The 23,309-nt window shown below is 63.3% G+C and carries 24 protein-coding genes; 4 read left to right on the forward strand and 20 right to left on the reverse strand.

The features are described 5' to 3' along the window. Window positions 1-130: 130 nt before the first annotated feature. Together ACYCVF_RS15690 and ACYCVF_RS15695 are read right to left on the reverse strand one after the other, a co-directional pair. The gene (locus ACYCVF_RS15690) at window positions 131-946 is read right to left on the reverse strand and encodes a DUF2285 domain-containing protein (protein WP_459606392.1); all 816 of its coding nucleotides are present in this window, start codon (window positions 944-946) and stop codon (window positions 131-133) included. Between the two features lie 99 nt (window positions 947-1,045). Then, complete coding sequence (locus tag ACYCVF_RS15695; RefSeq protein ID WP_440640818.1) at window positions 1,046-1,369, reverse strand: DUF736 domain-containing protein; 324 nt, start codon at window positions 1,367-1,369, stop codon at window positions 1,046-1,048. 337 nt (window positions 1,370-1,706) lie between these two features. Between ACYCVF_RS15695 and ACYCVF_RS15700 the strand changes: the two genes are divergently transcribed. Then, the gene (locus ACYCVF_RS15700) at window positions 1,707-1,952 is read left to right on the forward strand and encodes a DUF736 family protein (protein WP_459606391.1); all 246 of its coding nucleotides are present in this window, start codon (window positions 1,707-1,709) and stop codon (window positions 1,950-1,952) included. 504 nt (window positions 1,953-2,456) lie between these two features. Here the strand turns inward: ACYCVF_RS15700 and ACYCVF_RS15705 are convergent. From ACYCVF_RS15705 to ACYCVF_RS15755, 11 genes are all read right to left on the reverse strand, one after another. Next, window positions 2,457-2,609, reverse strand: a complete 153-nt coding sequence (locus ACYCVF_RS15705; protein ID WP_448042923.1) for a hypothetical protein — start codon at window positions 2,607-2,609, stop codon at window positions 2,457-2,459. Between the two features lie 162 nt (window positions 2,610-2,771). Then, a complete protein-coding gene (locus ACYCVF_RS15710; protein ID WP_459606390.1) occupies window positions 2,772-4,634 on the reverse strand; it encodes a ParB/RepB/Spo0J family partition protein in 1,863 nt (620 codons plus the stop codon). A gap of 30 nt (window positions 4,635-4,664) precedes the next feature. Then, on the reverse strand, window positions 4,665-5,678 hold the full coding sequence (locus tag ACYCVF_RS15715) for an ArdC family protein (RefSeq protein WP_459606389.1): 1,014 nt from the start codon (window positions 5,676-5,678) through the stop codon (window positions 4,665-4,667). A gap of 455 nt (window positions 5,679-6,133) precedes the next feature. Next, window positions 6,134-6,670, reverse strand: coding sequence for a cysteine hydrolase family protein (locus ACYCVF_RS15720; RefSeq protein ID WP_459606388.1), 537 nt, complete (start codon window positions 6,668-6,670; stop codon window positions 6,134-6,136). Between the two features lie 33 nt (window positions 6,671-6,703). Next, window positions 6,704-7,342 carry an acyl-homoserine-lactone synthase gene (locus ACYCVF_RS15725; RefSeq protein ID WP_459606387.1) on the reverse strand — a complete coding sequence of 213 codons (639 nt, stop codon included), beginning with the start codon at window positions 7,340-7,342 and terminating at the stop codon, window positions 6,704-6,706. Between the two features lie 186 nt (window positions 7,343-7,528). Continuing rightward, window positions 7,529-8,257: an autoinducer binding domain-containing protein gene (locus ACYCVF_RS15730; RefSeq protein ID WP_459606386.1), complete on the reverse strand. Its 729-nt coding sequence runs from the start codon at window positions 8,255-8,257 to the stop codon at window positions 7,529-7,531. A gap of 87 nt (window positions 8,258-8,344) precedes the next feature. Continuing rightward, window positions 8,345-9,277 (reverse strand): electron transfer flavoprotein subunit alpha/FixB family protein, encoded by a 933-nt coding sequence (locus ACYCVF_RS15735; RefSeq protein WP_459606385.1) that lies wholly within the window; start codon window positions 9,275-9,277, stop codon window positions 8,345-8,347. Continuing rightward, window positions 9,277-10,026, reverse strand: coding sequence for an electron transfer flavoprotein subunit beta/FixA family protein (locus ACYCVF_RS15740; protein ID WP_459606384.1), 750 nt, complete (start codon window positions 10,024-10,026; stop codon window positions 9,277-9,279). The genes ACYCVF_RS15735 and ACYCVF_RS15740 overlap by 1 nt, the downstream gene beginning before the upstream one ends. A 15-nt stretch (window positions 10,027-10,041) precedes the next feature. Next, complete coding sequence (locus ACYCVF_RS15745) at window positions 10,042-11,064, reverse strand: NADP-dependent oxidoreductase (protein WP_440640826.1); 1,023 nt, start codon at window positions 11,062-11,064, stop codon at window positions 10,042-10,044. A 63-nt stretch (window positions 11,065-11,127) separates the two neighbouring features. Continuing rightward, window positions 11,128-12,285, reverse strand: coding sequence for an acyl-CoA dehydrogenase family protein (locus tag ACYCVF_RS15750; protein WP_440640827.1), 1,158 nt, complete (start codon window positions 12,283-12,285; stop codon window positions 11,128-11,130). Window positions 12,286-12,339: 54 nt separating this feature from the next. Continuing rightward, on the reverse strand, window positions 12,340-13,128 hold the full coding sequence (locus tag ACYCVF_RS15755) for an enoyl-CoA hydratase/isomerase family protein (RefSeq protein ID WP_448042920.1): 789 nt from the start codon (window positions 13,126-13,128) through the stop codon (window positions 12,340-12,342). A gap of 238 nt (window positions 13,129-13,366) precedes the next feature. On the opposite strand from ACYCVF_RS15755, the gene ACYCVF_RS15760 reads away from it, so the two are divergent. The 3 genes from ACYCVF_RS15760 to ACYCVF_RS15770 are packed head-to-tail and all read left to right on the forward strand — an operon-like array spanning window position 13,367 to window position 16,079. Further along, window positions 13,367-14,467 (forward strand): phosphotransferase family protein, encoded by a 1,101-nt coding sequence (locus tag ACYCVF_RS15760; RefSeq protein WP_459606383.1) that lies wholly within the window; start codon window positions 13,367-13,369, stop codon window positions 14,465-14,467. After that, window positions 14,464-14,949: a hypothetical protein gene (locus ACYCVF_RS15765; RefSeq protein ID WP_440640830.1), complete on the forward strand. Its 486-nt coding sequence runs from the start codon at window positions 14,464-14,466 to the stop codon at window positions 14,947-14,949. Before ACYCVF_RS15760 ends, ACYCVF_RS15765 begins: the two co-directional genes overlap by 4 nt. A 14-nt stretch (window positions 14,950-14,963) precedes the next feature. Next, on the forward strand, window positions 14,964-16,079 hold the full coding sequence (locus ACYCVF_RS15770) for a hypothetical protein (protein WP_448042918.1): 1,116 nt from the start codon (window positions 14,964-14,966) through the stop codon (window positions 16,077-16,079). Window positions 16,080-16,175: 96 nt separating this feature from the next. On the opposite strand, the gene ACYCVF_RS15775 is transcribed toward ACYCVF_RS15770, so the two are convergent. The 7 genes from ACYCVF_RS15775 to ACYCVF_RS15805 are packed head-to-tail and all read right to left on the reverse strand — an operon-like array spanning window position 16,176 to window position 23,094. Continuing rightward, window positions 16,176-17,162: an NAD(P)H-dependent flavin oxidoreductase gene (locus ACYCVF_RS15775; protein ID WP_459606382.1), complete on the reverse strand. Its 987-nt coding sequence runs from the start codon at window positions 17,160-17,162 to the stop codon at window positions 16,176-16,178. Next, complete coding sequence (locus ACYCVF_RS15780) at window positions 17,162-18,073, reverse strand: SDR family oxidoreductase (protein ID WP_459606381.1); 912 nt, start codon at window positions 18,071-18,073, stop codon at window positions 17,162-17,164. Before ACYCVF_RS15780 ends, ACYCVF_RS15775 begins: the two co-directional genes overlap by 1 nt. A 10-nt stretch (window positions 18,074-18,083) precedes the next feature. Continuing rightward, window positions 18,084-19,262 (reverse strand): acyl-CoA dehydrogenase family protein, encoded by a 1,179-nt coding sequence (locus ACYCVF_RS15785; RefSeq protein ID WP_459606380.1) that lies wholly within the window; start codon window positions 19,260-19,262, stop codon window positions 18,084-18,086. A gap of 30 nt (window positions 19,263-19,292) precedes the next feature. Then, entirely contained in the window at window positions 19,293-20,150 is an 858-nt protein-coding gene (locus ACYCVF_RS15790) for an HpcH/HpaI aldolase/citrate lyase family protein (protein ID WP_459606458.1), read from the reverse strand. A gap of 2 nt (window positions 20,151-20,152) precedes the next feature. After that, complete coding sequence (locus ACYCVF_RS15795; protein ID WP_061879093.1) at window positions 20,153-20,608, reverse strand: MaoC family dehydratase; 456 nt, start codon at window positions 20,606-20,608, stop codon at window positions 20,153-20,155. 12 nt (window positions 20,609-20,620) lie between these two features. Beyond that, window positions 20,621-21,820, reverse strand: a complete 1,200-nt coding sequence (locus ACYCVF_RS15800; protein WP_061879094.1) for an acetyl-CoA acetyltransferase — start codon at window positions 21,818-21,820, stop codon at window positions 20,621-20,623. A 2-nt stretch (window positions 21,821-21,822) separates the two neighbouring features. Beyond that, the gene (locus ACYCVF_RS15805; RefSeq protein WP_459606379.1) at window positions 21,823-23,094 is read right to left on the reverse strand and encodes a hypothetical protein; all 1,272 of its coding nucleotides are present in this window, start codon (window positions 23,092-23,094) and stop codon (window positions 21,823-21,825) included. Between the last annotated feature and the right edge of the window lie 215 nt (window positions 23,095-23,309).

Raw genomic sequence — 23,309 nt, forward strand, 5'->3', positions numbered from 1 at the left:
CCCGTACAACCGAGAGGTGCGAGAAGAAGCGTCGTCCGAACGGGAAGGCTTTGTGGAGTGGCGAAGATAAGAGCTTCCGTTTCGCCATCCCGCGCGGGCAAAGTTCATCAAAGGAGAAGGAAAAAATCCATCAGGCCAAAAGGTGGCGGTAACCGCCCTTCATCAATTCGGTGCCCTTTGCCACGAGGCGTCTCGTACGATCGCGCAAGAATTGACTATGACCGTGCCATTCTTCAGTGACTTTTTTCTCTCCAAAGATCGCAATCGCGATCTGTCGATAGGTCTTGCCTTTAAGGCTCTCGTCGAGCGCGATGAGAGCCTGATGCAGGCGCTCGTCGGCTGCAAAGGAAGGCTTTTGAACCGCTCTAAAGTCCGCCTCAGTAAATCGCTGCAAGCGCTTTAGAAGCTCGGCTTGAGCTGTAAGATCGTCGAGATCGTGCAGCTCATACACAGGCGTAAAGGCAGCGGTCAGCACCGAAAGACCGCGGATTTCGAGAGGGACACGGACGCCATTGCGCTTCATGACCACCAGCGGGACACCGTCCACGCCGATCACCGCATGCCGCTCGGCGTTGAAATCGGCAAGCCGCCGGACGCTTGCCTCGCCCTCGCTCGGGTTCCTGGCACTGAGGCGAACCACGCGCTTCAGAGCGCTGACATGCCAAAACGCGGTTGTCTTGTGAGCGCAGAGTCTTGGATCGGCGAAGGCATAAAGCCCCCACTTCTCTGCTTGCGGAAACCGTCGCCTGAGCCGCAACAGCTTGGTGCCATCCTTGAGCATGATGCACGGCAAGTGCTGAGGAACGCTGCTTCGCCAGTCGGCGACATAGTCGCCATTTCGCCGCAGGAACTCCCACGCCCAGTCTCCGGCATCATACGCGGCGGAGAGGCAGGAAGCGGCGTCATCGTCGTCTCGACCTGCCTTTGAATTGACCGAACGGTTCAATACTACTCCCCACCAAAGTACTTATACAACTTTGGATGGTTCTGTCCAAATGGGGCAAGAGCACGGCCCCCGCGAGCAGCTCTCGCGGGGGCCGGCAGGTCAGTCCGCCGGATTCCAGATCAGGGCAAATACGCTGTCGTCGTCCTGGCCGGCGGCGCGACCGAGATTGGCGTAGAGCTTGCGGGGGCCGAACTCGGGCGCTGCCAGCGACAGGCTCACATAGTCCTTGCGGCTGTTCTCTCCGCGGCGGATCCAGCCTGCCCCGATCTCGACGCCCTGGGTGAAGACACGGAAGTCGGGCTGGGTCTCGGCGCTCTTGTCGCGGTTCGGGATGATGTCGATGTCGGCCCGGATAGAAACGGTCTTGAGCTGACCCTTGTAGCTGCCGTTGTCGTTCTTGGTGACGTATCCGATCGCGGTCATGGTCTTGTCCTCTTCTGTTGTTCCCGCGAGGGGCCGATCCCCTCGCGATGGCGAGACCGTGATGGGAGGCGAAACGCCTTCGAACCCGTCTTCGGGGCGCAGCGCATGCGGAGCACCTGAACCAACGGCTTTTTTGGAAGCGAAGCGGCCGCGAGGAGCCGGACCTTTGTCCGGCGGGGAAAAAAGCTGGCGGGGAAGGTTTTGACAGGCGGAGCGCTTCCCATAGGTCTGTTCGCCACGCATGAGGGGATCGGCCTTGCCGACAACAGAAGAAGACAAGGCCCGCCCGATCGGAACAAGACGATTGAGCAGCGACATTGGGAAGACGTGACAGGCCTTGCTGCCGGCCTACATCTCCACCATCCAAACCCGCGGGAAGAGCGCCGAGACCCAGCCCGATTTCCGCGCCTTCACCCAGGGCGTCGAGATCGGGGCAGGCTGGATCCGCCGCGGAGAGAACAGCCGCAAGGACTATGTGAGCCCATCGACGGCAGCGGCTGACTTGGCGCCGAGGCAGGCTCTCTCCCCGTCTCGGCGGTGCTTCCGGCCGGGACGACGACAGCGTATTTGTACTGATCTGTAACGCCGGCGGACCGACACTCATCGGCGCATCGGGGCTGCTCGCGAGGGCCGTGCCGCTCCTCCTTGCCGCAAGCTTGAGGGGAAGAAGGGCGCGACGCGAAGGCGCAACATCCGTGTCGGCGTGCCGTGATGTCAATCTCGCATGTTCGATGTTACGATCATGTCGTGCATGCCGATTCCCGGTCTGCACCTTTTAGCTTGATGCATTGACGGAGGGCACATGGCCAAGAAAGCGAAGAAGACCGCGCCGAAGAAGGCGAAGAAAACCACCGCGAAAAAAGCCGCGAAGAAAAAGAAGTAGCTCTTCGCTTAACCCGCTTTCAGTCTCAAGAGACGCCGTGGCCGACGCAACGTGCTTGCGTGAAGCCGATGAGGCGTCCTGGCCGAGGGGGTCTGAAGCAACTGTGAGGCCGGTTCGCTAAGCGCGACATGCGTGGAACGGTCCGGCTTCTCTTTCTAAGGCCTGCTTTCCTGGGCTTTGACCTTCATGCCGGATACAGCACGATCAGTTGAACCCGCTGATCATGGTCGGCAGGATCTTCGACAACAGGACGACATTGGAGGCGAGCGCGGAGAGGCAGACGACGGTTTGCGCGAGGCAGATGCGGCTAAGCCTCACTGTCTGCGGTTCAGGAAACAGCTTGTATGGGTTCGCCATCGTCGGCTCCATGATGCAGTGCTCAACTCAACGGACCGAGCTATAGGATGAGTCGTCCCATTCTCGATTCCCGGAATTTGCTGTTCACCGGATTGACTGAGATGCGACTCGGGCGCCGCAAAATCGGGCGCGGAAGGGCGTTCCGCGCCCGAATCGTCAGGCCTAAATTGAGGTAAACAGAGCGTTAATATTGTCCGACGCCCGGGCGATTTCAAAAGCCTTGTTGGGATCGTAGTGGCTTGGCGGAAACGCCATGTAGCGCGGCACGAATCCCTCCACGCGCTCCCGTCCCTCGCCTGTTAGGCAGTCGCGAATGATGGTCTTCTGCACCTTACCGGTCTCGGTCACGTTGCCGTCGGCCGTCGCCTGGCCTGCGACTTCGGCAACCAGCGCATTGATCGCGGTGCGGTCCTTGAGAAGGTCGAGGAAGGCGTCGTCGAGTTTCCACCATCGTTTGACGTCGGGCTGGATCACGAGGCCTGCCGCCTCGGTCAGCGCCGATCCCGCGGCAAGCGTCTCGGCCATCGCGAGTGCGATCACCCTGAGCACCCCCTCGTCCGGAAGCGCAAGCAGCCGGGCGAACAGGGCCGCCCCGGTATGGGCATCGCCGTTGCCTCGGGTGAGCGTGCCGTAGTAGCTCTTCTCGATCTGGAGCAGGTCGAGCACCGCGGCCCGCTCGGCTGTCAGCGCGGCCTGCGCGGGACTGGCAGCCAAGCTTTCGGCGGTCGTTTCTTTCTCCGCGCGCTGCGGATCAGGCTTGACGCTCCAGAGCGCAGAGCCGGCGATCATATGGGCCGCTGCGAGGCGCAGCGCGATGGGCGGATGGGCGAGCAGCTCGGCGCGAACGATGGCATGCCGGTGCAGCGCCAAATAGTTCTCGGCGGCCTTGGTGAGTTCGGGCTTCGCGGCGGGCGTCTTGCGCTTGCCGTCGCCATCCCGGCTGTCTTCACCGGCGGCGTGCGGGCTGTCATAAGCCCGGTAGCCTCGGTGAATCTCGACCTCGCCGTTGGTCCGGACTTCAATGAAGGCTTCGCCGCCCTCCTCCAGCTCGGCTTCGTCATATTGCCATGCCGGAAAGCGTGTTCCCTTGTCGAGCACAGTAACCGTCCAGCCCTGCCCCGCCAGTTCGTCCCTCAGCCCGGCTATGGCTGCATTCTGCAAGACCCAGAAGGCATCGACATCGGCGAAGTAGCTGAAATCGCCAAAGAGGTCGGTGATTACATCGCCCTTGTAGGTACCGAGCGGAAATCGCGCCACGCTGATTGCGATCTGGTTGCTGCCGAACAGCCATTGCCTGAGCTGCCGCCCTCGTGGCGCGCCCTCGTCAACGGTCGGGTCCTTCTCGGCCGCAAATGCCGCAACCCATTCCTTTTGCTGTCGCCGGGTGGCGGAGGCGAGCAGTTGCAGCTCCTCGGCTTCGATGTCGCCGTTGCGGTAGGCGTCCTTGATGGCGCTTTGGAGCGAAGCGAGCGCTAGACGCTGTTTGACGTAGCGCTCGCTCTGGCCGAACGTCCGCGCGATGTCCGCGACGCTGCGTCCCTGTTTCAGGAGCTTGGCGAAGGCCTCGTATTCCTCAAGCTCGTCCATGCCGGCGCGCGCCACATTCTCGATCAGGGATGCTTCCAGGGCGTCGGCGTCGTTGTCCCCGACGGCGATCGCGCAAGGTAGCAAGACCTCGCTGATTGCCGTCCCCTGTTCTTCGGCGACCTTGTTTGCCGCGAAGTAACGCCGCCTGCCCGCGACGATCTCGAATGTCTCGCCGTCAGGCCGGACCAGCAGGGGCTGCAGGACGCCGCGCGCGCGGATCGACGGCAGGATATCGGAGATGTCGGGGGCTTTCCGGCTGTGGCGGACGTTGACGCTTGCGATCTTGAGATCGCTGAGAGCGATGTTGCGCAGTTCCATGATCGTTTCCTCTCGTTTGCAAAGATGGGCTCGGCTGGTTGGGGGTGAGGCCTCGTCGAGGGCCCGATGTCGCGAGGCGATGGGGTGTGCTGGCCAAGAGCTGCGGCGGTCGGCCGACACCGTTGGCGGCGCGGACGGCGTCGGCCGCAGCTAACCTGCGGCGCTCATCTCGGCGGCTGGGATTGCCGCATGCCGGTTATCCAGCCCTTCGGGCTCGGCCTCGTGCTCGCCGGAGGAGATGTCGCCTCCGAAGGCGAGCAGGAAATCGGCGGCCTTGCTCGCCTTGCTAGCCGCTCGGAAGATCGCGCGGTTATCCTCGCGAAGCACCTTCAGCCATGAGCCCAGATAGTCGGCATGTCGGACGGAGGGCCTGATGCACAGGGCAGCGCAAACGAAGGCTGCGGTCAGCTCGGCGACCAGTTCTTCATTGGCGTAGGGCTTTGAGCCAAAGGCGCCCGAGAGATCGCGGTTCAAGCGGCGCGGATGGCCGGTCCAGTGCCCGAGTTCATGAAACAGCGTCCGGTAATAATTGATCTGCTCGAAGAATGCAGGTTGCGGCGGAATATGGACGGTATCATCCGACGGTTGGTAGAAGGCCTTGGCGCCACCGATGCGAACGTCGGCGAGCGTCGCGGCGGCCAGCGCCTCGGCCTGTGGCACGATCTCGCGCTCGGGAAGCGGCGGCCGCTCAGCGATGCAGTGATCCGGCAGGTTGTCGCATTGATCGACATTGAACACGGTATATCGGCGAAGAAATGGAACGGACGCCTCTTCCTTTGCGGGCTGTTCCTGACCTGTGGTGCTCGTGCCGCCCTGCTCGCGCTTGGGAACGAAGCGATCGGCATAACAGACGGTGACACCGCGTTCGCCCTTGCGCACGGTGCCGCCGAGGCTTGAGGCCTGACGGAAGGTCAGCCACCGCTGCGAAGAGAAGCCGCATTCAAACAGCCGACCCCAGAGGATCAGGACGTTGATCCCGGAATAGGCCTTGCCCGTTACGGCATTGCGCGGCAACGCGAATGCCTGATTGCCGCCCCCGCTCCCCCATGGCCGCGCCCATGGAAAGACGCCAGCCTCAAGATCCGCGACGATGTGCGCTGTAATCTCCTCATAGAGGCTCGCTTTCGGCTTAGTCGCTTGGCTGTTCGTTGGACGTTTGGACATGACGATCTCCGCTCACTTTCCTTCCGCGCCCTGCCCCCGGAAGGCGGGGTGGGCGGCGAAGAGCGACCGGACAGCCCCGAACAGTTGAGGCGGGATGCACCGGAACGGCCGGAGCGACAGCGGAGGACCGCGCAACGAAAGAAGTCGTCATTTCGAATTGTAAGAACGCGCGGTTGCGGCGCGCCGGTTCGGGGCTATACGGGAGCGCCGCCCACCCCGACTGCCGGGGTCAACGAAATGCGCCGGCCGCCTGCGGCCGGCTCAATAAAGGGCTGCTGTAGCGTCCCGTCGGATCTGCCGCGCCGTTGTTTGAACCCCATGTCCGCATCGACACATGAGCAACCGCTCATTCACGAACGGAGTGTTTCCGCCAGGGATCGAAGCCGAAGGCCGAGACCGCGGAGCGGGCTCGGTTCACGAGAGCCCGGCCCGCAAGCACAGCTTGAGGGGGCGGCCTATGACAGCAGATCCTGAATTTTCCTGCTCACGATTCGATCATCTTTCGATGCTGCCCATTCCAGCAACGCCTGACGCAGAGTGGTTGCGAGGATTCCATGATGAGCAAGCCGGTCGAGTACAAGCGCCCGGTCAGACTCATGGCGGGCAATCGACAGATCCGAGAGCAGCCGGACGTCGTAGCCAAGTCTCGCGCCTTGCAAAGCCGAGATCAACACCTCTTCCTCCAGAAAAGCTCCCCCTAGAAAAATCGCGCCAACATCCGAATGGGCCAGCCGCTCGGCAAGCCGGCTGTCGCGCCAGATGGACAGCGCGTCGATATCGACATGCTCAAGGGACGAGGAGATCTCGTCCGGTACGAGAGTCTGTTCGTATTCGCCGATCGCAAATTGAGGAATCGCGAAGAACGCGCGGCATGCCGAGAGCAAAGACAAATTCGCGCGGCAGCGTCCTGCGAACGCGTCGATGGCGCTCGTTGCTGCCCGCCGCGTGACGTTCAACAGGATGATGCAGCTATGGTGTGGATCGGCCAACATGGGGGTATCCCGAGCCACAGGCGGCTCTGTCGATTACGCGGCCCTGCGCTCGGCGCCGGGGACGACGAGCACCGGCCCCTCGATTCCGGCCTGGCAGTACATGGCCGCAAGCGCGTGGTCGGAATTGTGGAGAAGTCCCGCAAGCGCCGTGGTCTGTCCAAGCGGCTGCGGCTCGGCCAATCGTTCAATCGGCCATCCTGCTCGCCTGAGGATACGTTCCATTCTTATATCCGTGACCGTAGCAATCGCCCGCGCGCCTCGGGCGCGCATCGCCTCGATCATTGCAGCGAACAGGATGAACGTCACGCGATTGAGATTGCCTCGACCAACCTCGCCGGCGCGCGCGGTGTCGACGCAGAAGCGCGAACTTTCCAGGATGTCATCGCTACGCGGCGCCTGACCATCACCGAGGAGAAACGGGAATGTATCGGCCAACATGTTTGGGCCCGTCGACGGAAGGAGACGGACGCATCCCAGCACGTCGTTGGCATCCGAGATCGCCAGGAGATGCGTGGGATTGAGCGCATCATAGATGTCGATCTCGAAATCGCCGGAGACGGAGACGGTCCAGTCGAGGCGGTCCTTGAAGACACGCCGGCGCAGGCGAAACATCTCTGCGAGCAACGCAAGGTGCGGCCCGGCGTGACGGTGGTCGAGGGACAGGACGTGCATGAGGAGCTCCATGAAGAGAGGGAGCTCAACTGAACAGAAACCCGAACGGCCGACACCTGTGGCTTTTGACAGGTCGGTGGGAAGGATCAGGAAGTTTAATCAAGTGCTAGCAGGCGAACGGCACCGCTTCCAGACAAAAGCTTCTCCAGCTTTTGGGATGGTCGCATCCGCTCTGCGAATTCCGTTTTAGGGTAGGAAGCCCCGGCGAACCGCCTGCGCCACCGCGTGCGCAATGGTCACTGCGCCGAGCTTGCGGCGGGCATTCTCGAGATGAAACTCGACAGTTCGCGGCGTGATGCCCATCAGCACCGCCGCCTCCGCCAATGTCTTGCCACGAGCCGCCCAGGCGAGGCATTGCCGCTCACGCTGACTGAGGGGCGCAGCTTCTTTGTCTGCGACCCAGGTCGCGATCGTCCGCTCGGATAGATGTGCGTGAAAGTAGATTCCGACAAATTGCACGATGTCGCCCGAGCCGGCGAGCACGTGGTCCGGCCGCATCAGCGGATCGTCCGTTGCCAAGGTGAAGGCTGCCATCTGGCCGAACCCGCCTCTGATCGGCACGGTGATGCCTGACCTGATCCCGTACGTTGTCGCTTCTTCGAAGAACCTCAATTGCGCCCTGTTCGACCGCGGCGTCGCACCCTGCGCGTCCCAACTGAAGACACCGCGCTCGGCCCGGGCACGTTGCACAACCGGATCCAAGCTCTGGTAGTTCAGGCGAAGATACCGGCTGGTCCAGGACTTTGGATACGATGAGATGAGGCTTGGCTGGCCGTCGCCCACGCGCAAATAGGCGAACCAGCGGAAGCCAAGCCCATGCGCTACGCGCGACGCGACCCGTTCAAACGCGTGACCGTCCTCTGCCGTCTGGAGCGCATCAACGAACTCCTCGAACAAGTACTCAGTGCGCTTCATCTGGAATCAAGCCAAGCCCCTGACTATGCGCTCATACCTTCCGCGGATCTTCGGCGTCCACGGCCAAGCGGGTGCGCTGAACGACCGTTAGTCGAGCTCTTCCGTCAGCTCCGGAACCGCCTGGTAGAGATCGGCGACCAGGCCGTAATCCGCAACCTGGAAGATCGGTGCGTCCTCGTCCTTGTTGATCGCAACGATCACCTTGGAGTCCTTCATGCCGGCCAGATGCTGGATGGCGCCGGAAATGCCGACCGCAACATAGAGCTCGGGCGCCACGACCTTGCCGGTCTGCCCGACCTGCCAGTCGTTCGGCGCATAGCCCGCATCGACCGCCGCGCGCGAGGCACCGACACCAGCGCCCAGCTTGTCGGCGAGCGGCTCGATGTATTTGGCGAAGTTCTCGCGGCTCTGCATGGCACGGCCACCGGAGACGATGATCTTAGCCGAGGTCAGCTCGGGACGGTCGCTCTTGGCAACCTCCTCGCCGACGAAGGACGACAGGGCCGGATCAGCGGCCGCCGCGACGCTCTCGACCGGCGCGCTGCCGCCTTCACCCGCCGCGGCGAAGGTCGAGGTCCGCACCGTGATGACCTTCTTGGCATCCTTCGACTTCACCGTCTGGATGGCGTTGCCGGCATAGATCGGACGCTCGAAGGTATCGGGCGCGACCACCTTGATGATCTCGGAGACCTGCATCACGTCGAGCAGAGCGGCGACGCGAGGCATCACGTTCTTGAAGCGCGAGGTCGCCGGCGCAACGATCGCGTCATAGCCGGAAGCCAGCGAGACGATCAGCGCAGCCAGCGGCTCGGCGAGATCGTGCGCGTAGAGGTCGCCATCGGCGAGCAGCACCTTCTTGACGCCGGCGAGCTTGGCGGCGGCATCCGCCGCGCCCTTGGCGTTCTGGCCGGCGACCAGCACCTCGACATCCGCGCCGAGCGCGCTAGCCGCGGTCAGGGCCTTGTTGGTCGAATCCTTGAGCGACGCATTGTCGTGTTCGGCAATCAGAAGCGTCGTCATCAGAGCACCCCGGCTTCGTTCTTGAGTTTCGACACCAGCTCGGCGACGTCCTTGACCTTGACGCCGGCCTTGCGGCCCGCCGGCTCCGTCGTCTTGAGAACCTCGAGACGCGCGGCGACATCGACGCCGTAATCGGCGACGGTCTTCTCCGCGATCGGCTTCTTCTTGGCCTTCATGATGTTGGGCAGCGAGGCGTAGCGCGGCTCGTTGAGGCGGAGATCGGTGGTGACGATCGCCGGTCCCTTCAGCTTCACGGTCTGCAAACCGCCGTCGACTTCGCGGGTCACCTTGAAGTCGGAGCCTTCGACCTCGAGCTTGGAGGCGAACGTCGCCTGCGACCAGCCGAGCAGCGCGGCCAGCATCTGGCCGGTCTGATTGGAGTCGTCGTCGATCGCCTGCTTGCCGAGGATGATCAGGCCCGGCTGCTCTTCGTCGGCAACCTTCTTCAGGATCTTGGCGACGGCGAGCGGCTCGACGGCGCCTTCGGCCTTCACCAGGATGCCGCGGTCGGCGCCCATGGCGAGGCCAGTGCGGATCGTCTCCGATGCCTGCGCCGGTCCGATCGAGACCACCACGACCTCGGTGGCCTTGCCGGCTTCCTTCAGCCGCAGCGCTTCCTCGACTGCGATTTCATCGAACGGATTCATGGACATTTTGACGTTGGCGAGTTCAACGCCCGATCCATCGCCCTTAACGCGGACCTTGACGTTGTAATCGACCACCCGCTTAACCGGCACTAAGACCTTCATCGATCCTCTCCGACGCTACGTCGCGGCTTCGAGCCGAATGATCGGCTTGCCGCGGTTTCTGCCTTCATACAGGCCCGCCAATGCTGCCGGCGCCTGTTCCAGCCCAAGAAGAACATCCTCGTCGTAGACGAGGGCGCCGCTCAAGGCGAGGCGCGTCAGTTCGTCGGCGGCCTCTGGAAAGGCCGCGACATGATCGAAGATTATGAATCCCGCCCAATGCAGGCGACGTGTCAGCACCTCGCGTTCGGGACGCAAACCCGTCGGCGGCGGCGACCAGGACGCGATCGATGCCGTGCCGCACTGAATCATCCGCCCGCTCCTGCGCATCGATCGAATGGCCGCATCGGCGATTGCGCCACCGGTGTTGTCGAAGAAGATGTCGTTGCCGTCAGGGCACGCGCGGCGAATGGCCGCCGTCAGATCGTTCTCGCTGCGGTAGTCGATCATGTCGGCATAGCCGTACCGCTCCCGCGCAAGCGCCGCCTTCTCCGCCGAGCTGGTCAGACCGACTGCCCTGCACCCGGCAAGTCGGGCCAGTTGCCCGACGAAACTGCCGACGCTGCCGGCCGCCGTCGACACCAGCACATGTTCGCCCGGCTGCGGCCTGCCGAGACCGTTGAACGCGAGATAGGCCGTCAGGCCGTTTATGCCGAGCAGGCTGAGATTTGCGCTGAGCGGCAGCGCCGACGGCGTCACCCGCCGCAGGATCGCATCGGGCGTCGTCGTGCAATGTGACTGCCACCCGAACCATCCGTACAGGAAGTCGCCCTCTCCGATGCCGGGACTGCGGCTCTCGACGACCTCGCCGACCGCGAGCGCGCGCATCGGCGTATCGAGCGGCACAGGTGCGCTGTAGTTGCCTTCATCATTGGCCCATCCGCGTTGCGCCGGATCAACCGACAGATAATGGTTGCGCACGAGGATCTCGCCGTCCGCCGGGCGCCTGACCGGCTCGCGCACCAGCGCGAAATCCGCCAGCTGCGGCACTCCCCTCGGACGGGTAACGAGCCGCATCTGCAGGTTCACGGTCCGCGTCATCTCGCCTACCTCCCGGATATCGGGCCCGGGAAGGCTCTGCCTCCAAGACCCGTTTTATCGGTGTTATCGCTTGGCGTATTGCACGGCGGCGCGTCCGATGCGTTCGCGGGCGACAATCAGCTTCATGATGCCCGCGGTGCCGTCCCCGATCTCCAGCCCCATCACGTCGCGCATGCGTTGCTGATGCGGTGATTCCAGTGTCCAGCCGTAGTGGCCGAAGGTCAGCAGGCACTGATGGATGGTGTCGAAAGCGGTCTTCGGACCCATCCATTTCACCATCGCCGCCTCCGCGGTGTGAGGCTGCCCGGCATCGCGCAGCGCGATCGCGTGATAGGACAATTGCCGGATCGCGGCCAACTGGCTTTCATATTCGACGAGCGGAAACGTCACGCCCTGGTACTGGGCGATCGGCGCGTTGAAGGCGTTGCGCGTCTTCGTGTACTCCCAGGCTTCGTCAAGGGATGCCTGCGCGCAGCCGATGCATTCCAGCGCGATCAGCGCGCGACTATAGTCGAACCCGCGCATCACATGAGTAAAGCCCTGGTTCTCCGCGCCGAGACGGTCGGCCACGGGGACACGGACATTGTCGAAGAACACCGACCCCCGGCCGATGATCCGGCTTCCGACGTCGTTGAACCGCGTACGCGACAGACCCGGGCTGTCCGCCGAAACGACCATCGCCGTGATGCCGCCGGCGCCGCTTTCGGCCGTGCCGGTGCGCGCGAAGACGATGAAGGCGTCGGCGCAATCGGCGAAGGTGATCGAGGTCTTTTCACCGTTCAGGACGTAGTGATTGCCTTCGCGGCGGCAGCGCAATTTCATATTGCCCGCGTCCGACCCGCCGCCCGGCTCGGTGACGCAAATGCCGAGCAGCTTCTCGCCGCTGATCATGCGTGGCAGCCATTCCTGCACGAGATCCGGGGAACCGCTGTTGGCGAGGATGGCACCCAGCAGCGAGACGTTGACCTGCACGGTGCTGATGTTGAAATCGCCGTAGGCCAGCTCCTCGGCGATCACGCCCGCGGTAACGCCCGGTGCCGCCAGACCGCCGAACTCCTCGGGCAAATCAACTCCTAGCAGGCCGAGGTCACCCAGCTCCCTGACGAGATCGCGATCCATGACTGCCGCTCGTTCGCGGGCCTGATAGCTCGGAGCAAGCCGCTGCCGCGCGAAACGGCGTGCCAGGTCGCGAATTGCCAGTTGATCCTCATTGAGCAGCATTCGATCTGGTCCTTCCGGTCAACTCAACAGACTTCGATAGAAGAGCCGATTGCCCTAACGCGCCTCGAAAGTCGGCTTCCTCTTGCCGAGAACCGCCTGCATGGCATTCCACGCATCCTCGGTCCGAGTGATGCGCGCCATGGCCCTCGCCTCGTTCTCGAGCTGTCCTTCCAAGCCCTCGGTCTCGCTGCTGATCAGAAGGTTCTTGATCTCGCCATAGGCCAGCGTCGGGCCGGCCGCCAATAGCCTGGCCAGCGCCCACGCCTCGTCGTTGAGCGACTCCGCGGCAACCACCCGGTTGATCAATCCCGCCGCGGCGGCTTCGTCGGCCGAGAGCGTCTCGTTCAGCATCAGGAATTGCGACGCCCGCCGGCTGCCCATGCGCCGCGGCAGATAGTATGAGCCGCCGCTGTCGCTTACGATGCCGATCCCAGCGAAGGCTGCGTAGAACTTCGCCGCTGGCGATGCCAGCACGAAATCCGCGCCTGCGACCAGCGCCACAGCTCCGCCCGCGGCGAGGGCATGGACCGCCATGACGACAGGTGCGTTCATCCGCGCAAAGCGCGAAATCGCCATGTGCAGGTCGGCCGTCGCAGTCGACACGAAATTCGCCAGATGATGCCGGTCGCGCGCCAGCGAGTTGAGATCTCCCCCCACGCTGAAAAAGCGGCCCTTGGCATCGATGAGCACAGACCTGACGTCCGGATTGACCGTGCATTCCGTCGCAAGCCTGTTCAAATCCTCGGCGAACTGTCCGTCCAGCGGGTTGCCGCGCTCGGCTTGATTAAAGGTAATATGCGCAACGCCGTCCTTGATTGCGAACTCAAATGCGGTGAGCTTCATCGCTGCCTCCCCATACCCGACATCTTGCTTGTTTGGTAAACTACATTACCTTTTTCTCGCGCATCGTGCCAAGCTCTTTTTTCGCCGCGCAAAGCCGTGGGGGCGACTGTGCAAAATGCAGCCGCAACCGGCGAACATTGCGACCCGATGTCAGGCTGGACAATTTGGTGTGCTAGTTTATCATAAGTGTCGGCAGACGGCGCATCGGTCGTCTTTCATCCCGGACCCTTGAGGGAGCATGGACCAGGCCGTGACGCGGCAGCAGGAAGATATTCAACGTCCGGCGGGACGCTCGGCGCAGACAGCACAACGTGGTCTCGCGCCGTTCGAGGATCCATTGGCCCTGCAGACTGCGATCGGCGATTTTCTTAGCAAGGACGCGGGGCGTCCCATCGTCATCGAGCGGCTTCAGAAATTTCCCGCCGGCTTTTCGTGGATCACCTACGGCGTCAAGCTGCGCGGGCATCCGCGCGCCGACGACATGATCCTGCGCATCGGTCCTCCCTACGGCCTTTTCGCGCCTTACAGCGCGATGCCGGAATTCCAATCGTTATCCGCGCTGGAGGGCAGCGGCGTGCCCGTGCCCCGGGCGTTCGCGGCCAGCGATGATCATTCCATCCTCGGCGCTCCGTTCTTCTTCTGTGAGCGCGTCGCCGGCGATACGCCGCTCCCCTGGGGCGGTGGCGATGGCGCCATGAATGATGCCCGTCGCGAGAGCCTCGCAGCGGACTTCATCGATTCGCTCGCCGCGCTCCACAATTTCGATTGGAGGCGCACAGAGCTGGAGCAGTGGGACCCCGCTATTACCGTGGACAACGCCGCCGATCGTCAACTGGACTTCTGGTGGGAGCGGTTCCAGCGCTGGTCCCTGCGCGCGCACCCGATGGCACATCGAACCTTCGCTTGGCTGCGTCGCAACAAGCCGCGGGCTCCCCGCGTCACCCTTGTCCATGGCGACTATCGGCTAGGAAACTTCCTGGAACAGGATCAGCGGATTTCCGCCATTCTCGATTGGGAACTGGTCCATCTCGGGGACCCGACCGAGGACCTTGGCTGGGCGTTTTTGCCGCAATATCGCGGCGGCACCCGCATGGTCTGCGCCCTCGCCGACGAGGACGCCTTCCTGACGCGCTACCAGGACAAAGTGGGCTACAAGATCGACCGCGCGGCGCTTCACTTCTATATCGTGTTCTCGCTGCTCAAGCTGGCCCTCACCCACATGGCGGCGGCACGGTGCTTCGAGGATGGCCTGTTCAACGACATGCGGATGCCCGCGATGGCGACGCAAATCGGCCCGGTATTTCGCCAGATCGCCAAGATCATGGAGCGCAGCTCGTGAACAACTCGCTTCCCAGGCTGATCGACGGGATGATCGCCACCTTGCGGCGTGAAGTCCTTCCCAACCTCGAAGGGGAGTTCGCGCGCGGCCAGGCTATCGGCATCATCTACATGCTCAACAGCATCCAGCGCCGCGCCAGCTGGTCGAACCGCTTCTTCCAGGAGCAGCTGATCGCTTTCAGCAAGGCCAGCAAGGAACTTCAGGCCATGGCGGGCGAATTGCCCGGCGCGCCTTTGCCGGGCGTCACGAACATCCCCGATCTGCCGGATGAAGGTGCGCTGGAGGCCAGGCGCAACGCCGGTGATGAGCAGCTCTGCCACATGATCGACTGGCTGGCCGAACGCCGCGACAGCCTGCCCGCCGGCGTCGTGGCTCAAGTGGAGACCATCCTGGACGACTATCTCCACCGCCAGCTCAAGTGGGACATCGAAACCAGTGCCAAACCGATGTTCACCGAGATTTCGCGGGGCCGCGAAGACTGAAGAGGAATACCCGCATGCTATCAGCTCAAGACGACTTTATTGGACACCAGCTTCCCACGACGTTCGACCACGTCATGAACAGCGATCCGAGCTGGATGGAGCGCTACTGGTACACCGGTCATCCGAAGCCGGACGGCGATTTCATCTTCGACGTCGGGCTCGGCTGGCACCCGAACCGCAATGTGATGGACGGCTTCGCTGGCGTTACCGTCGACGGCCGGCAGCACAACTTCAGGGTCTCCCGCAGGATGCGGCCGAATCCGCTCACCACCTCGATCGGCCCCCTCCACATCCAGATCCTCGAGGGGCTGCGGCGTCATCGCCTGCTGCTCGAGCCGAACGAGTCCAGCCTCACGTTCGACATCGAGTTCATCGCCACCATGAACCCACACGAGGAGGAAGAGCATTTCCGCCGTCGTAATGGCCGGGTTACGGAGCACATGGCGCGCGCCCAGCAGCTCGGCGCCTACCGCGGCTGGATCGCGGTCGACGGCAAGCGCCGTGACATCGAGGCCGCGCGCTGGCTCGGCCAACGTGATCATTCCTGGGGAATTCGCGGCGAGATGCGCACCGACGAGACGAGCCCGCCCGTCACGTTCTATCCGCCTTTCTTCTACTGCTGGACGACGGCGCAGTTCGCGAACCGCGGCCTGCACCTGTTCTTCAAGGAGCGCGCCCCCGGCGACCTCATCTACATTTCCGGCGAGGAGGTGACGACCATCGGCGAGAGGTCAAGGACGACGCGGAAATTGGCTGGAATCGCTCACGACGTCGTCTGGGCCAACGATCCTCACGGTCAAACGGTCGAGCGCGCCGTGTTCGACGCCGTGTTCTCGGATGGAACCAACCGGAAGGTGAAGGTCCGCACGCTGCCGGCCCGCTACTTCCTCAAGGGGGGCTTGTACGGCGGCTTGCGCGGCTGGTTCCACGGCGACGACAAGGGCAAATTCTACTCGGAGCACGATGTCTGGACCCTCGCTGACCCGGACACGCGGCGGCTGGTGCGCACACTTTCCGACCACGTGATCGAAGTCGTCGATGGCGACGAGGTCGGATACGGCATCATCGAGTACGGCGTCGGCAAGGGCTACGAGAAGTACGCCGAGGTGCAGCAGCATCCGCCGATCTGACGGCGCGAACCAGCCAGCCGCAATCAAAGGATCAGGCGAAGCGGCTCCCTGCTCTGCCGACTTCCATTCCGGGGCCCCTAGGGGCAGCGCAGAGCGCTACACTGCGGCAATCGCGCGCCGCGCCCGAGCGTAATCGTCGGCCAGCCATGCAATGAAGTCGGCAGCAGGTTCGACCCGTTTGACCGCGCCAATGCCCTGCCCCGCGCTCCAGATATCGCGCCAGGCTTTCCGATCGGATCCACCGCCCGAGATGTCAACTGCCCCGCGATCCGGGCGCCACAACGATGCCGGGTCCAGTCCGTTGGCCATCACGGAGGGCAGCAAGAAGGACGCATTGGCCCCCGTGAAGCAATTGGCGATCACGACATCCTTGGCCGCGCAATCCACGATCATCTGCTTGAAAGCCGGCTCCGTGTTGGCCTCGGTCGAGGCCAGGAAGGGCGAACCGACATAGGCCAGATCCGCCCCGAGCGCCTCAGCTGCCAATATGGCGCTTCCCGTGGCGATGCAGCCCGAGAGGATCAAGAGCCCGTGCCACCATTCGCGGATCTCCGCCATCAGCGCAAATGGAGACACATTGCCGGTGTGACCACCGGCGCCGGTCGCGACGGCGATGATGCCATCAACCCCGATATCTGCACATTTGCGCGCCTGGCGATCATTGATCACATCGTTGAGCACGATGCCGCCGTAGCCGTGAATGGCATCCACGATCTTCGCACTTGCCGCCAGCGCCAGAACCACGATCGGCACCCGATGCTTGATCGTCAGTTCCAGATCGGCGTCGAGCCTGTCATTCGACTTGTGCGCCACCAGATTGACCGCATAGGGAATCTGACATCCTTCCAGCCCCTGCTCGATCCGTGTCAGGTCATTGTCAAGCTCTGCGCTGGTGCGCGCATTCAGCGCCGGGATCGAGCCGATGATGCCAGAACGACATTGCGCGATCACAAGATCGGGGGTTGACGCGATGAACATCGGTGCAGCCATGACAGGGATCTTCAGGCCGCTGCGCAACCGCTTTGCGACATCCCGATTGGACTTCACGCTGCTTTTCTCCCGCGCGCGGGCATCCACGTTCATCAGACGGGATCCCAAGTGAAGATGTCGGCCGAGCGATGCAGCGGATAGAGATCGTTCGCAAACATCGGAAACACTCGATCGATCACCGTCTCCGGTGTCCACCCTTCCGCTGTGTGCGCGGTCCGGACCGGGCGCGGCTGCGAGAACAGGTAGATCTCGTTGTTGCGGACCCCGAAGATCTGGCCGGTGACATGTGCCGCCGCATCGCTTGCGAGCGCGACCACGAACGGCGCGATCTTCTCCGGCTCCAGTTTCTTCAGGCCGTCGACGCGCCGTTGCTGCTCCGGCGTATTGGTTGGAATGGAATCGATCATGCGGGTCCATGCGAATGGCGCGACGGCATTCGAACGGACGTTGAAGCGCTGCATGTCGAGAGCGATTGATTTCGACAGGCCGACGATGCCCAGCTTGGCCGCCGCGTAGTTGGCTTGCCCGAAATTGCCGACCAGCCCGGATGTCGACGTCATGTGAACGTAAGCACCTGAAGCCTGGGTCTTGAAGAACGGTGCCGCGGCGCGGCTGACGTGGAAGCTGCCCCGCAGATGAACGCTGATGACGGATTCGAACTCCTCCTCCGTCATCTTGTGAAACAGTCCATCGCGCAGATTCCCGGCATTGTTCACGACAGCATCGATCCGGCCGAACGTGTCGATCGCCATCTGCACCATGGATTGAGCGCCCTTCGCGCTTGTGACGCTGTCCGTGTTGGCGACGGCCCGGCCCCCGGTCGCATTGATCTCGTCAGCCACCTCCTTGGCCGGCGTGCTCTCGCCGGCCTCGCCTGCAAGATTGACCCCGAGATCGTTGACCACCACGGCCGCCCCCGCTTTGGCGAACGCCAACGCGATGCCTCGTCCGACCCCACGGCCCGCGCCCGTGACCAGTGCGACCTTTCCGTCCACAATTCCCATAGTGTGCGCCTCAATAGCTTTTTGGCAGGCCAAGAACCTTCTCGGCCACGAACGAGAGGATGAGCTGTTCGGTGATCGGCGCGAGCCGCGTGAGCGAGACCTCGCGATAGAGCCGCTCGACGTGATATTCCTTGGCATAGCCGAAGCCGCCATGGGTCATGACCGCCTGCCAGGCTGCGTCGTGCCCGGCGCGGGCGCCGAGGAACTTCGCCGAATTCGCTTCGGCTCCGCACGGCAGTCCCTGGTCGTAAAGCTCAGCCGCCTTGACCGCCATCAGCCACGCGGATTCGAGATACATCCAATTCTCGGCCAGCGGATGCTGGATGCTCTGGTTCTGCCCGATCGGCCGGTCGAACACGACGCGCTCCTGGGCATAGCGGGTCGCCCTGCGCAATGCATCCTGTCCGATCCCGATCGCCTCCGAGGCGATCAGCACGCGTTCCGGGTTGAGGCTATGAAGGATATACGAGAAGCCCTTGCCTTCCTCGCCGATCCTGTCCTCTTCGGGAATGAACAACCCGTCGATGAAGATCGCATTCGAATCCACGGCTTTACGCGCCATCTTGGGAATGCGCTGGACATCGATCTTGCTGCGATCCAGATCCGTGTAGAAGATCGTGATGCCGTCGGTCGGCCGCGCACAATCCTCGTATTTCGTGGTGCGCGTCAGCAGCATGATCTTGTTGGCGACCTGTGCCGTCGACGTCCACACCTTCTGGCCACGCACGATGTAGCCGCCCTTGACCTTCTCGGCGAAAGTCTTGATCCGCGTCGTGTTCAACCCAGCGTCCGGCTCGGTAAAGCCGAAGCAGCACTGGTCCTTGCCGGCGATCAGCTGCGGCACCCAACGCACCTTCTGCTCGGGCGTGCCTTTCACCACGATCGGATGCGGTCCGAAGAGGTTGATATGAACGGTCGAAGCCGCCGCCATTCCCCCGCCATGGCTTGCCACCTCATGCATCATGATGGCGGCTTCAGTGACACCAAGCCCGGATCCGCCGTACTCCTCGGGCATCGTAATGCCCAGCCAACCGGCCTCGGCCATGGCGCGATGGAATTCATGCGGGAACTTGCCGTCTTCGTCGCGTGCGAGCCAGTACTCGTCATCGAACCGGGTGACGACCGCGCGCACGCCCTCGCGGATCGCATTTCGTTCGTCGTCCGTCGGTAAGGGTCTCGCTTCCGTCATGGGCATATGCTCTTCGCAAACCAGCTGAACCTAGAGAGAAGCCAGCGTCTTTCGCGCGGCCTTCAGGTGGGGAATGTCGTACATCTTGCCGTCGATCCCGAGCGTTCCGGCCCCCGGATTGGCTTCGAACGCCGCGACAATCTTGCGCGCCTGCGCAATCTCGGCCTCGGACGGCGCAAAACACCGGTTGATCACAGGAACCTGGTCGGGGTGAATCGCCACGCGCCCGACGAAGCCGTCTCGTCGCGAGCGACGGCAATCGCGCTCGAGCCCTTCCGAATCCCTGAAGTCCGCAAACAGCGTATCGATCGGCGCGACCTCCGCTGCGGCCGCGGCGAACAAGCATTGCGTCCTTGCCACCTGATACGGCCAGGTCCAGCTCCCGTCGCTTTCCTTGTTGTCGGTCCCACCGATCACCGCAGACAGATCTTCTGCGCCCCAAGTCAGCGCCGCGAGCCGCGGGTGTGCTGGCGCGTAGGAGCCCAGCGCAAACATTGCCCGCGGGGTCTCGGTACAAACCACGGCAATCCGCACCGAACCGCGCTCCATGCCGGACCGCACTTCGAGGGCATCGAGGTAATAAGCGATGCGCTCGATGTCCGCGGCACCGTTGGCCTTTGGGATCAGCAGCCCGTCCAGCCCGGGTTTGACCACCGCGGCCATGTCGTCGAGCGTCAAGCCGGTATCGAGCGCGTTGACGCGTACGAAGAACGCCCAGTCACGGGACGCCTGGCCTTCGAGAAGCTGGCCCACATGACCTCGAGCCGCTGCCTTCTGGGCAGGCGCCACGGAGTCCTCGAGATCGAGGATCAGGGCGTCAGCGCCTGACTCCCGCCCGCGGGCAAATTTACGTTCGGAATCGCCGGGTACGAACAATAGTGAGCGCAGCCTCATTGTCGGGGCACTCGCAACATGAGCGCGGCCCGCTTACAGGTCGCAATGAGTTCGTTCCGCTGGTTATAGCCGCGATGCTCGAAGGTCACGATGCCCTGCTGAGGCCTCGATTTGCTGTCGCGCAGGGCGACCACCGTCGTCTCCGCGCGGATGGTGTCGCCGGCAAAGACAGGTTTCGGAAAGGCGACTTCCTCCCAGCCAAGATTGCCGACGGTCGTTCCCAGCGTAGTCTCCTGCACCGACAGGCCGACGATCAGCCCCAGGGTGAAGATCGAATTGATCAGTGGACGCCCGAATTCGGTGGTTTTCGCGTACTCGTGGTCGATGTGGATCGCCGCAGGATTGTGCGTCAACGTCGAGAACAGAATGTTGTCCATGTCGGTGACCGTGCGCCGCACCTCATGAACGAACTTCTGGCCGATTTCGAACTGCTCGAAATATTTCCCCGCCACTTGCGGTTCCTCCTAATGCAGGCGCCCGAGAATCGAGACCGCCGCGATGCTGTTGAACGGAGCCCCTCCGAGATTGTGCACCAATCCGAGATCAACCGTGCCGCGCTGCCGATCTCCGGCACGCCCAAGCAATTGAGTATAGACTTCGTAAGCCATTCGCAGCCCCGAGGCGCCGACAGGATGACCGAAGCACTTGAGCCCCCCGTCAATCTGACAGGGCTGCGCACCCGCGCGATCGAAACGACCATCCAGAATGTCGAAAGGCGCCCGCCCCTCGTCGGAGAGATTCAGATCCTCCATCGTGACGAGCTCGGTGATCGAGAAGCAGTCATGCACCTCGGTGACCGATAGATCGCGCCGCGGCGCTTCGACACCTGCTTCTGCATAGGCGCGCTTCGCAGCCTGCCGCGTGTTTGCGACGTAACTTCCGTCCCATTCGTCATACTGGAGCTCCCAACCATGGCTAGCGCACAATTGGATTGCCTTGACGGTGACGGGATTGGCGATGCCCAGCCCCTTCGCGATGTCGGGCGTCGTCACGATGGCGCAGGCTGCGCCGTCCGACACGCCGCAGCAATCGAACAGCCCCAGCGGATCGGCGATCATCGGCGCCTTGAGGATGGTCTCCACGTCGACCGCCTTGCGCAGATGCGCCTTCGGGTTCAGCGCCGCGTTCTGGTGGCTCTTCCAGCTCACGTGAGCCATCGCCCGCTTTAGATCGGATTTGTCGATACCGTGACGCGCGGCATAGGCACCGGCCAATTGCGCGAATGATCCCGGCGCCGAGCCGTAGGGCATCCACAGATCGTTGGCCAGGCCCTTGGTCCGGAGCGGCAGTCCGCCGTAACCGGTGTCCTTGAGCTTCTCGACCCCGACCGCAAGCGCGATGTCGACCGCGCCGGCGGCAACGGCATAGCTTGCCGCGCGCAACGCTTCCGAGCCCGTGGCACACATGTTCTCCACGCGCGACACGGGTATGCCGCGCAGGCGAAGCGCGTGCGCGAGCGGCAAGGCGCTGTTGCCGACGTTGATGTCATCGAGAGCGTTGCCCATCCAGGCAGCCTCGATCTGGCTCTTCTCGATGCCGGCGTCGGCAATCGCCTCGACAAAGGCGTCGACCATCAGGTCCTCGGGGCCCTTGTTCCAGTGCTCCCCGAACGACGTGCAGCCCATGCCGATGACGGCGACCTTGTCCTTAATGCCTGTGGCCATGTCTATCCCTCGATGCTGGGACGGTCCGCGGGAGCCGCCTTCCAGAAGTAGGTCCTGAAGCCGCGCCGGGCGTCGCGCGACTTGATGCGCAACAGCGGCCGCACCGCGTCTCCGACCGAAAATCCAAGACTGTCCCCGTCCGTGAACTCCATCATCACGCGCGCGCCGTTGTCGAACTGCACCAGTCCGAACCAGAACGGTGGATCAGGCGTGAAGTTGAGCCGGTCAGCGGTCACCGAGACGATCCTGGCAGTACAGTCGGCCAGTCGAACGTCCTCGAACTGTTCAGGAGCCGCAGCGTCCGGCCGTACCGGAAAGCGGCTTTTCGGAAACTGAACATTGCCCTCGGCGTCGCGGCCGCCGACGAATCCGATCATGTCGCGGCCGTAACGCTCCAGCACCGTCGCCTGGGCCTTCTGCTCGAACTCGGATCGTACGCCCCAATCGAGCTGGACGGCCCCCGTCAAGCTGAGGAAGCGCATGTAGTCATCGAATGCCACCCCTTTGCTCAGTAGCGCCGCCGCTTCGCGCGCGCCCGGCATCTCGCCCGTGAGCTGGAACACCATCGCATCGCAGCCACTGCCGAACCCGGCCAGCAGGACGAGATCTCCCTCGCGCGCGCCCGCGCAAGCCACGGCAAACGCGAACAGCGCGTGCGCCGCTCCGAGATCACCCACGGCTTGCGCCAGATCAGCCGCGACATTCGGAGCAGTCACCCCCGTCAACCGCGAAATCTCGCGCCAGCATCCCGCAAGCGGCTCGTGCACCGCTGCGCGCGCGATCTCCGAGGGCGCGACCCCCGCCGCAGCGCAGGCGGCCTCGATCGTCGGCGCGATCACTTTCCCAATTGCGGCGTCGCGGACGAATCGTTCCTCATACGCATAGGATTGCGGACGCTCCCGGGATGCGTAGATGTCAACGAGGTCATGAGACAGGCTCGCGTGGCCGAGCAATTGCGCGGCGCCGCGATCAGAGACGAACGCAGCCGCGCCGCCATCGCCGTCGGATAGGTGCTGCGAACTGCCAGCGGTCGCCGGCCGCTTCTCCCCGGCTGCGATAAGCGTATCGCCACGGCCCAGCAAGGCATCGCGAAGCGCCGACACCGCACATCGGCGCGAGCCGGCCACGTCAGCAGTGCGCACGCTGGGATCGAGGGCGAGCGCATCGACGAGCAATGTCGCTTGCGATCGCTCGATAAACGGCGCGGACGTCGACGCGAAAATCACGGCCTGAGGCCGCGGCAATCCACGCGCCGCCTCGACGGCGAGCGTCAACGCGTCTTCGTCCCACCCGGCAACGGCACGCCGACCGGACGGCCTGCCGCCTAATCCCGAAAATTTGAGAGCTTTACCGGCAGCGGCGCGCTCCAGCCGCAGCAGCGGGGCATAAGCTCCAACTGCGGCAACGAAGCGCCCAGTCCGAGATTGACTTGGCGTAGTGGGCAATTTCCGTCCCTCGTTTGTAGGCGCGCAACTTGACAGCAATGCCC

This window comes from Bradyrhizobium cedriense, assembly GCF_054602315.1.

What these genes read in the sequence shown, in the direction of transcription:
- ACYCVF_RS15695 (WP_440640818.1), bottom strand. Translation starts at nt 1,369, where the DNA reads ATGACCGCGATCGGATACGTCACCAAGAACGACAACGGCAGCTACAAG.
- ACYCVF_RS15705 (WP_448042923.1), bottom strand. Translation starts at nt 2,609, where the DNA reads ATGGCGAACCCATACAAGCTGTTTCCTGAACCGCAGACAGTGAGGCTT.
- ACYCVF_RS15715 (WP_459606389.1), bottom strand. Translation starts at nt 5,678, where the DNA reads ATGTCCAAACGTCCAACGAACAGCCAAGCGACTAAGCCGAAAGCGAGC.
- ACYCVF_RS15720 (WP_459606388.1), bottom strand. Translation starts at nt 6,670, where the DNA reads ATGTTGGCCGATCCACACCATAGCTGCATCATCCTGTTGAACGTCACG.
- ACYCVF_RS15725 (WP_459606387.1), bottom strand. Translation starts at nt 7,342, where the DNA reads ATGCACGTCCTGTCCCTCGACCACCGTCACGCCGGGCCGCACCTTGCG.
- ACYCVF_RS15730 (WP_459606386.1), bottom strand. Translation starts at nt 8,257, where the DNA reads ATGAAGCGCACTGAGTACTTGTTCGAGGAGTTCGTTGATGCGCTCCAG.
- ACYCVF_RS15735 (WP_459606385.1), bottom strand. Translation starts at nt 9,277, where the DNA reads ATGACGACGCTTCTGATTGCCGAACACGACAATGCGTCGCTCAAGGAT.
- ACYCVF_RS15740 (WP_459606384.1), bottom strand. Translation starts at nt 10,026, where the DNA reads ATGAAGGTCTTAGTGCCGGTTAAGCGGGTGGTCGATTACAACGTCAAG.
- ACYCVF_RS15745 (WP_440640826.1), bottom strand. Translation starts at nt 11,064, where the DNA reads ATGACGCGGACCGTGAACCTGCAGATGCGGCTCGTTACCCGTCCGAGG.
- ACYCVF_RS15750 (WP_440640827.1), bottom strand. Translation starts at nt 12,285, where the DNA reads ATGCTGCTCAATGAGGATCAACTGGCAATTCGCGACCTGGCACGCCGT.
- ACYCVF_RS15755 (WP_448042920.1), bottom strand. Translation starts at nt 13,128, where the DNA reads ATGAAGCTCACCGCATTTGAGTTCGCAATCAAGGACGGCGTTGCGCAT.
- ACYCVF_RS15760 (WP_459606383.1), top strand. Translation starts at nt 13,367, where the DNA reads ATGGACCAGGCCGTGACGCGGCAGCAGGAAGATATTCAACGTCCGGCG.
- ACYCVF_RS15770 (WP_448042918.1), top strand. Translation starts at nt 14,964, where the DNA reads ATGCTATCAGCTCAAGACGACTTTATTGGACACCAGCTTCCCACGACG.
- ACYCVF_RS15775 (WP_459606382.1), bottom strand. Translation starts at nt 17,162, where the DNA reads ATGAACGTGGATGCCCGCGCGCGGGAGAAAAGCAGCGTGAAGTCCAAT.
- ACYCVF_RS15780 (WP_459606381.1), bottom strand. Translation starts at nt 18,073, where the DNA reads ATGGGAATTGTGGACGGAAAGGTCGCACTGGTCACGGGCGCGGGCCGT.
- ACYCVF_RS15785 (WP_459606380.1), bottom strand. Translation starts at nt 19,262, where the DNA reads ATGACGGAAGCGAGACCCTTACCGACGGACGACGAACGAAATGCGATC.
- ACYCVF_RS15800 (WP_061879094.1), bottom strand. Translation starts at nt 21,820, where the DNA reads ATGGCCACAGGCATTAAGGACAAGGTCGCCGTCATCGGCATGGGCTGC.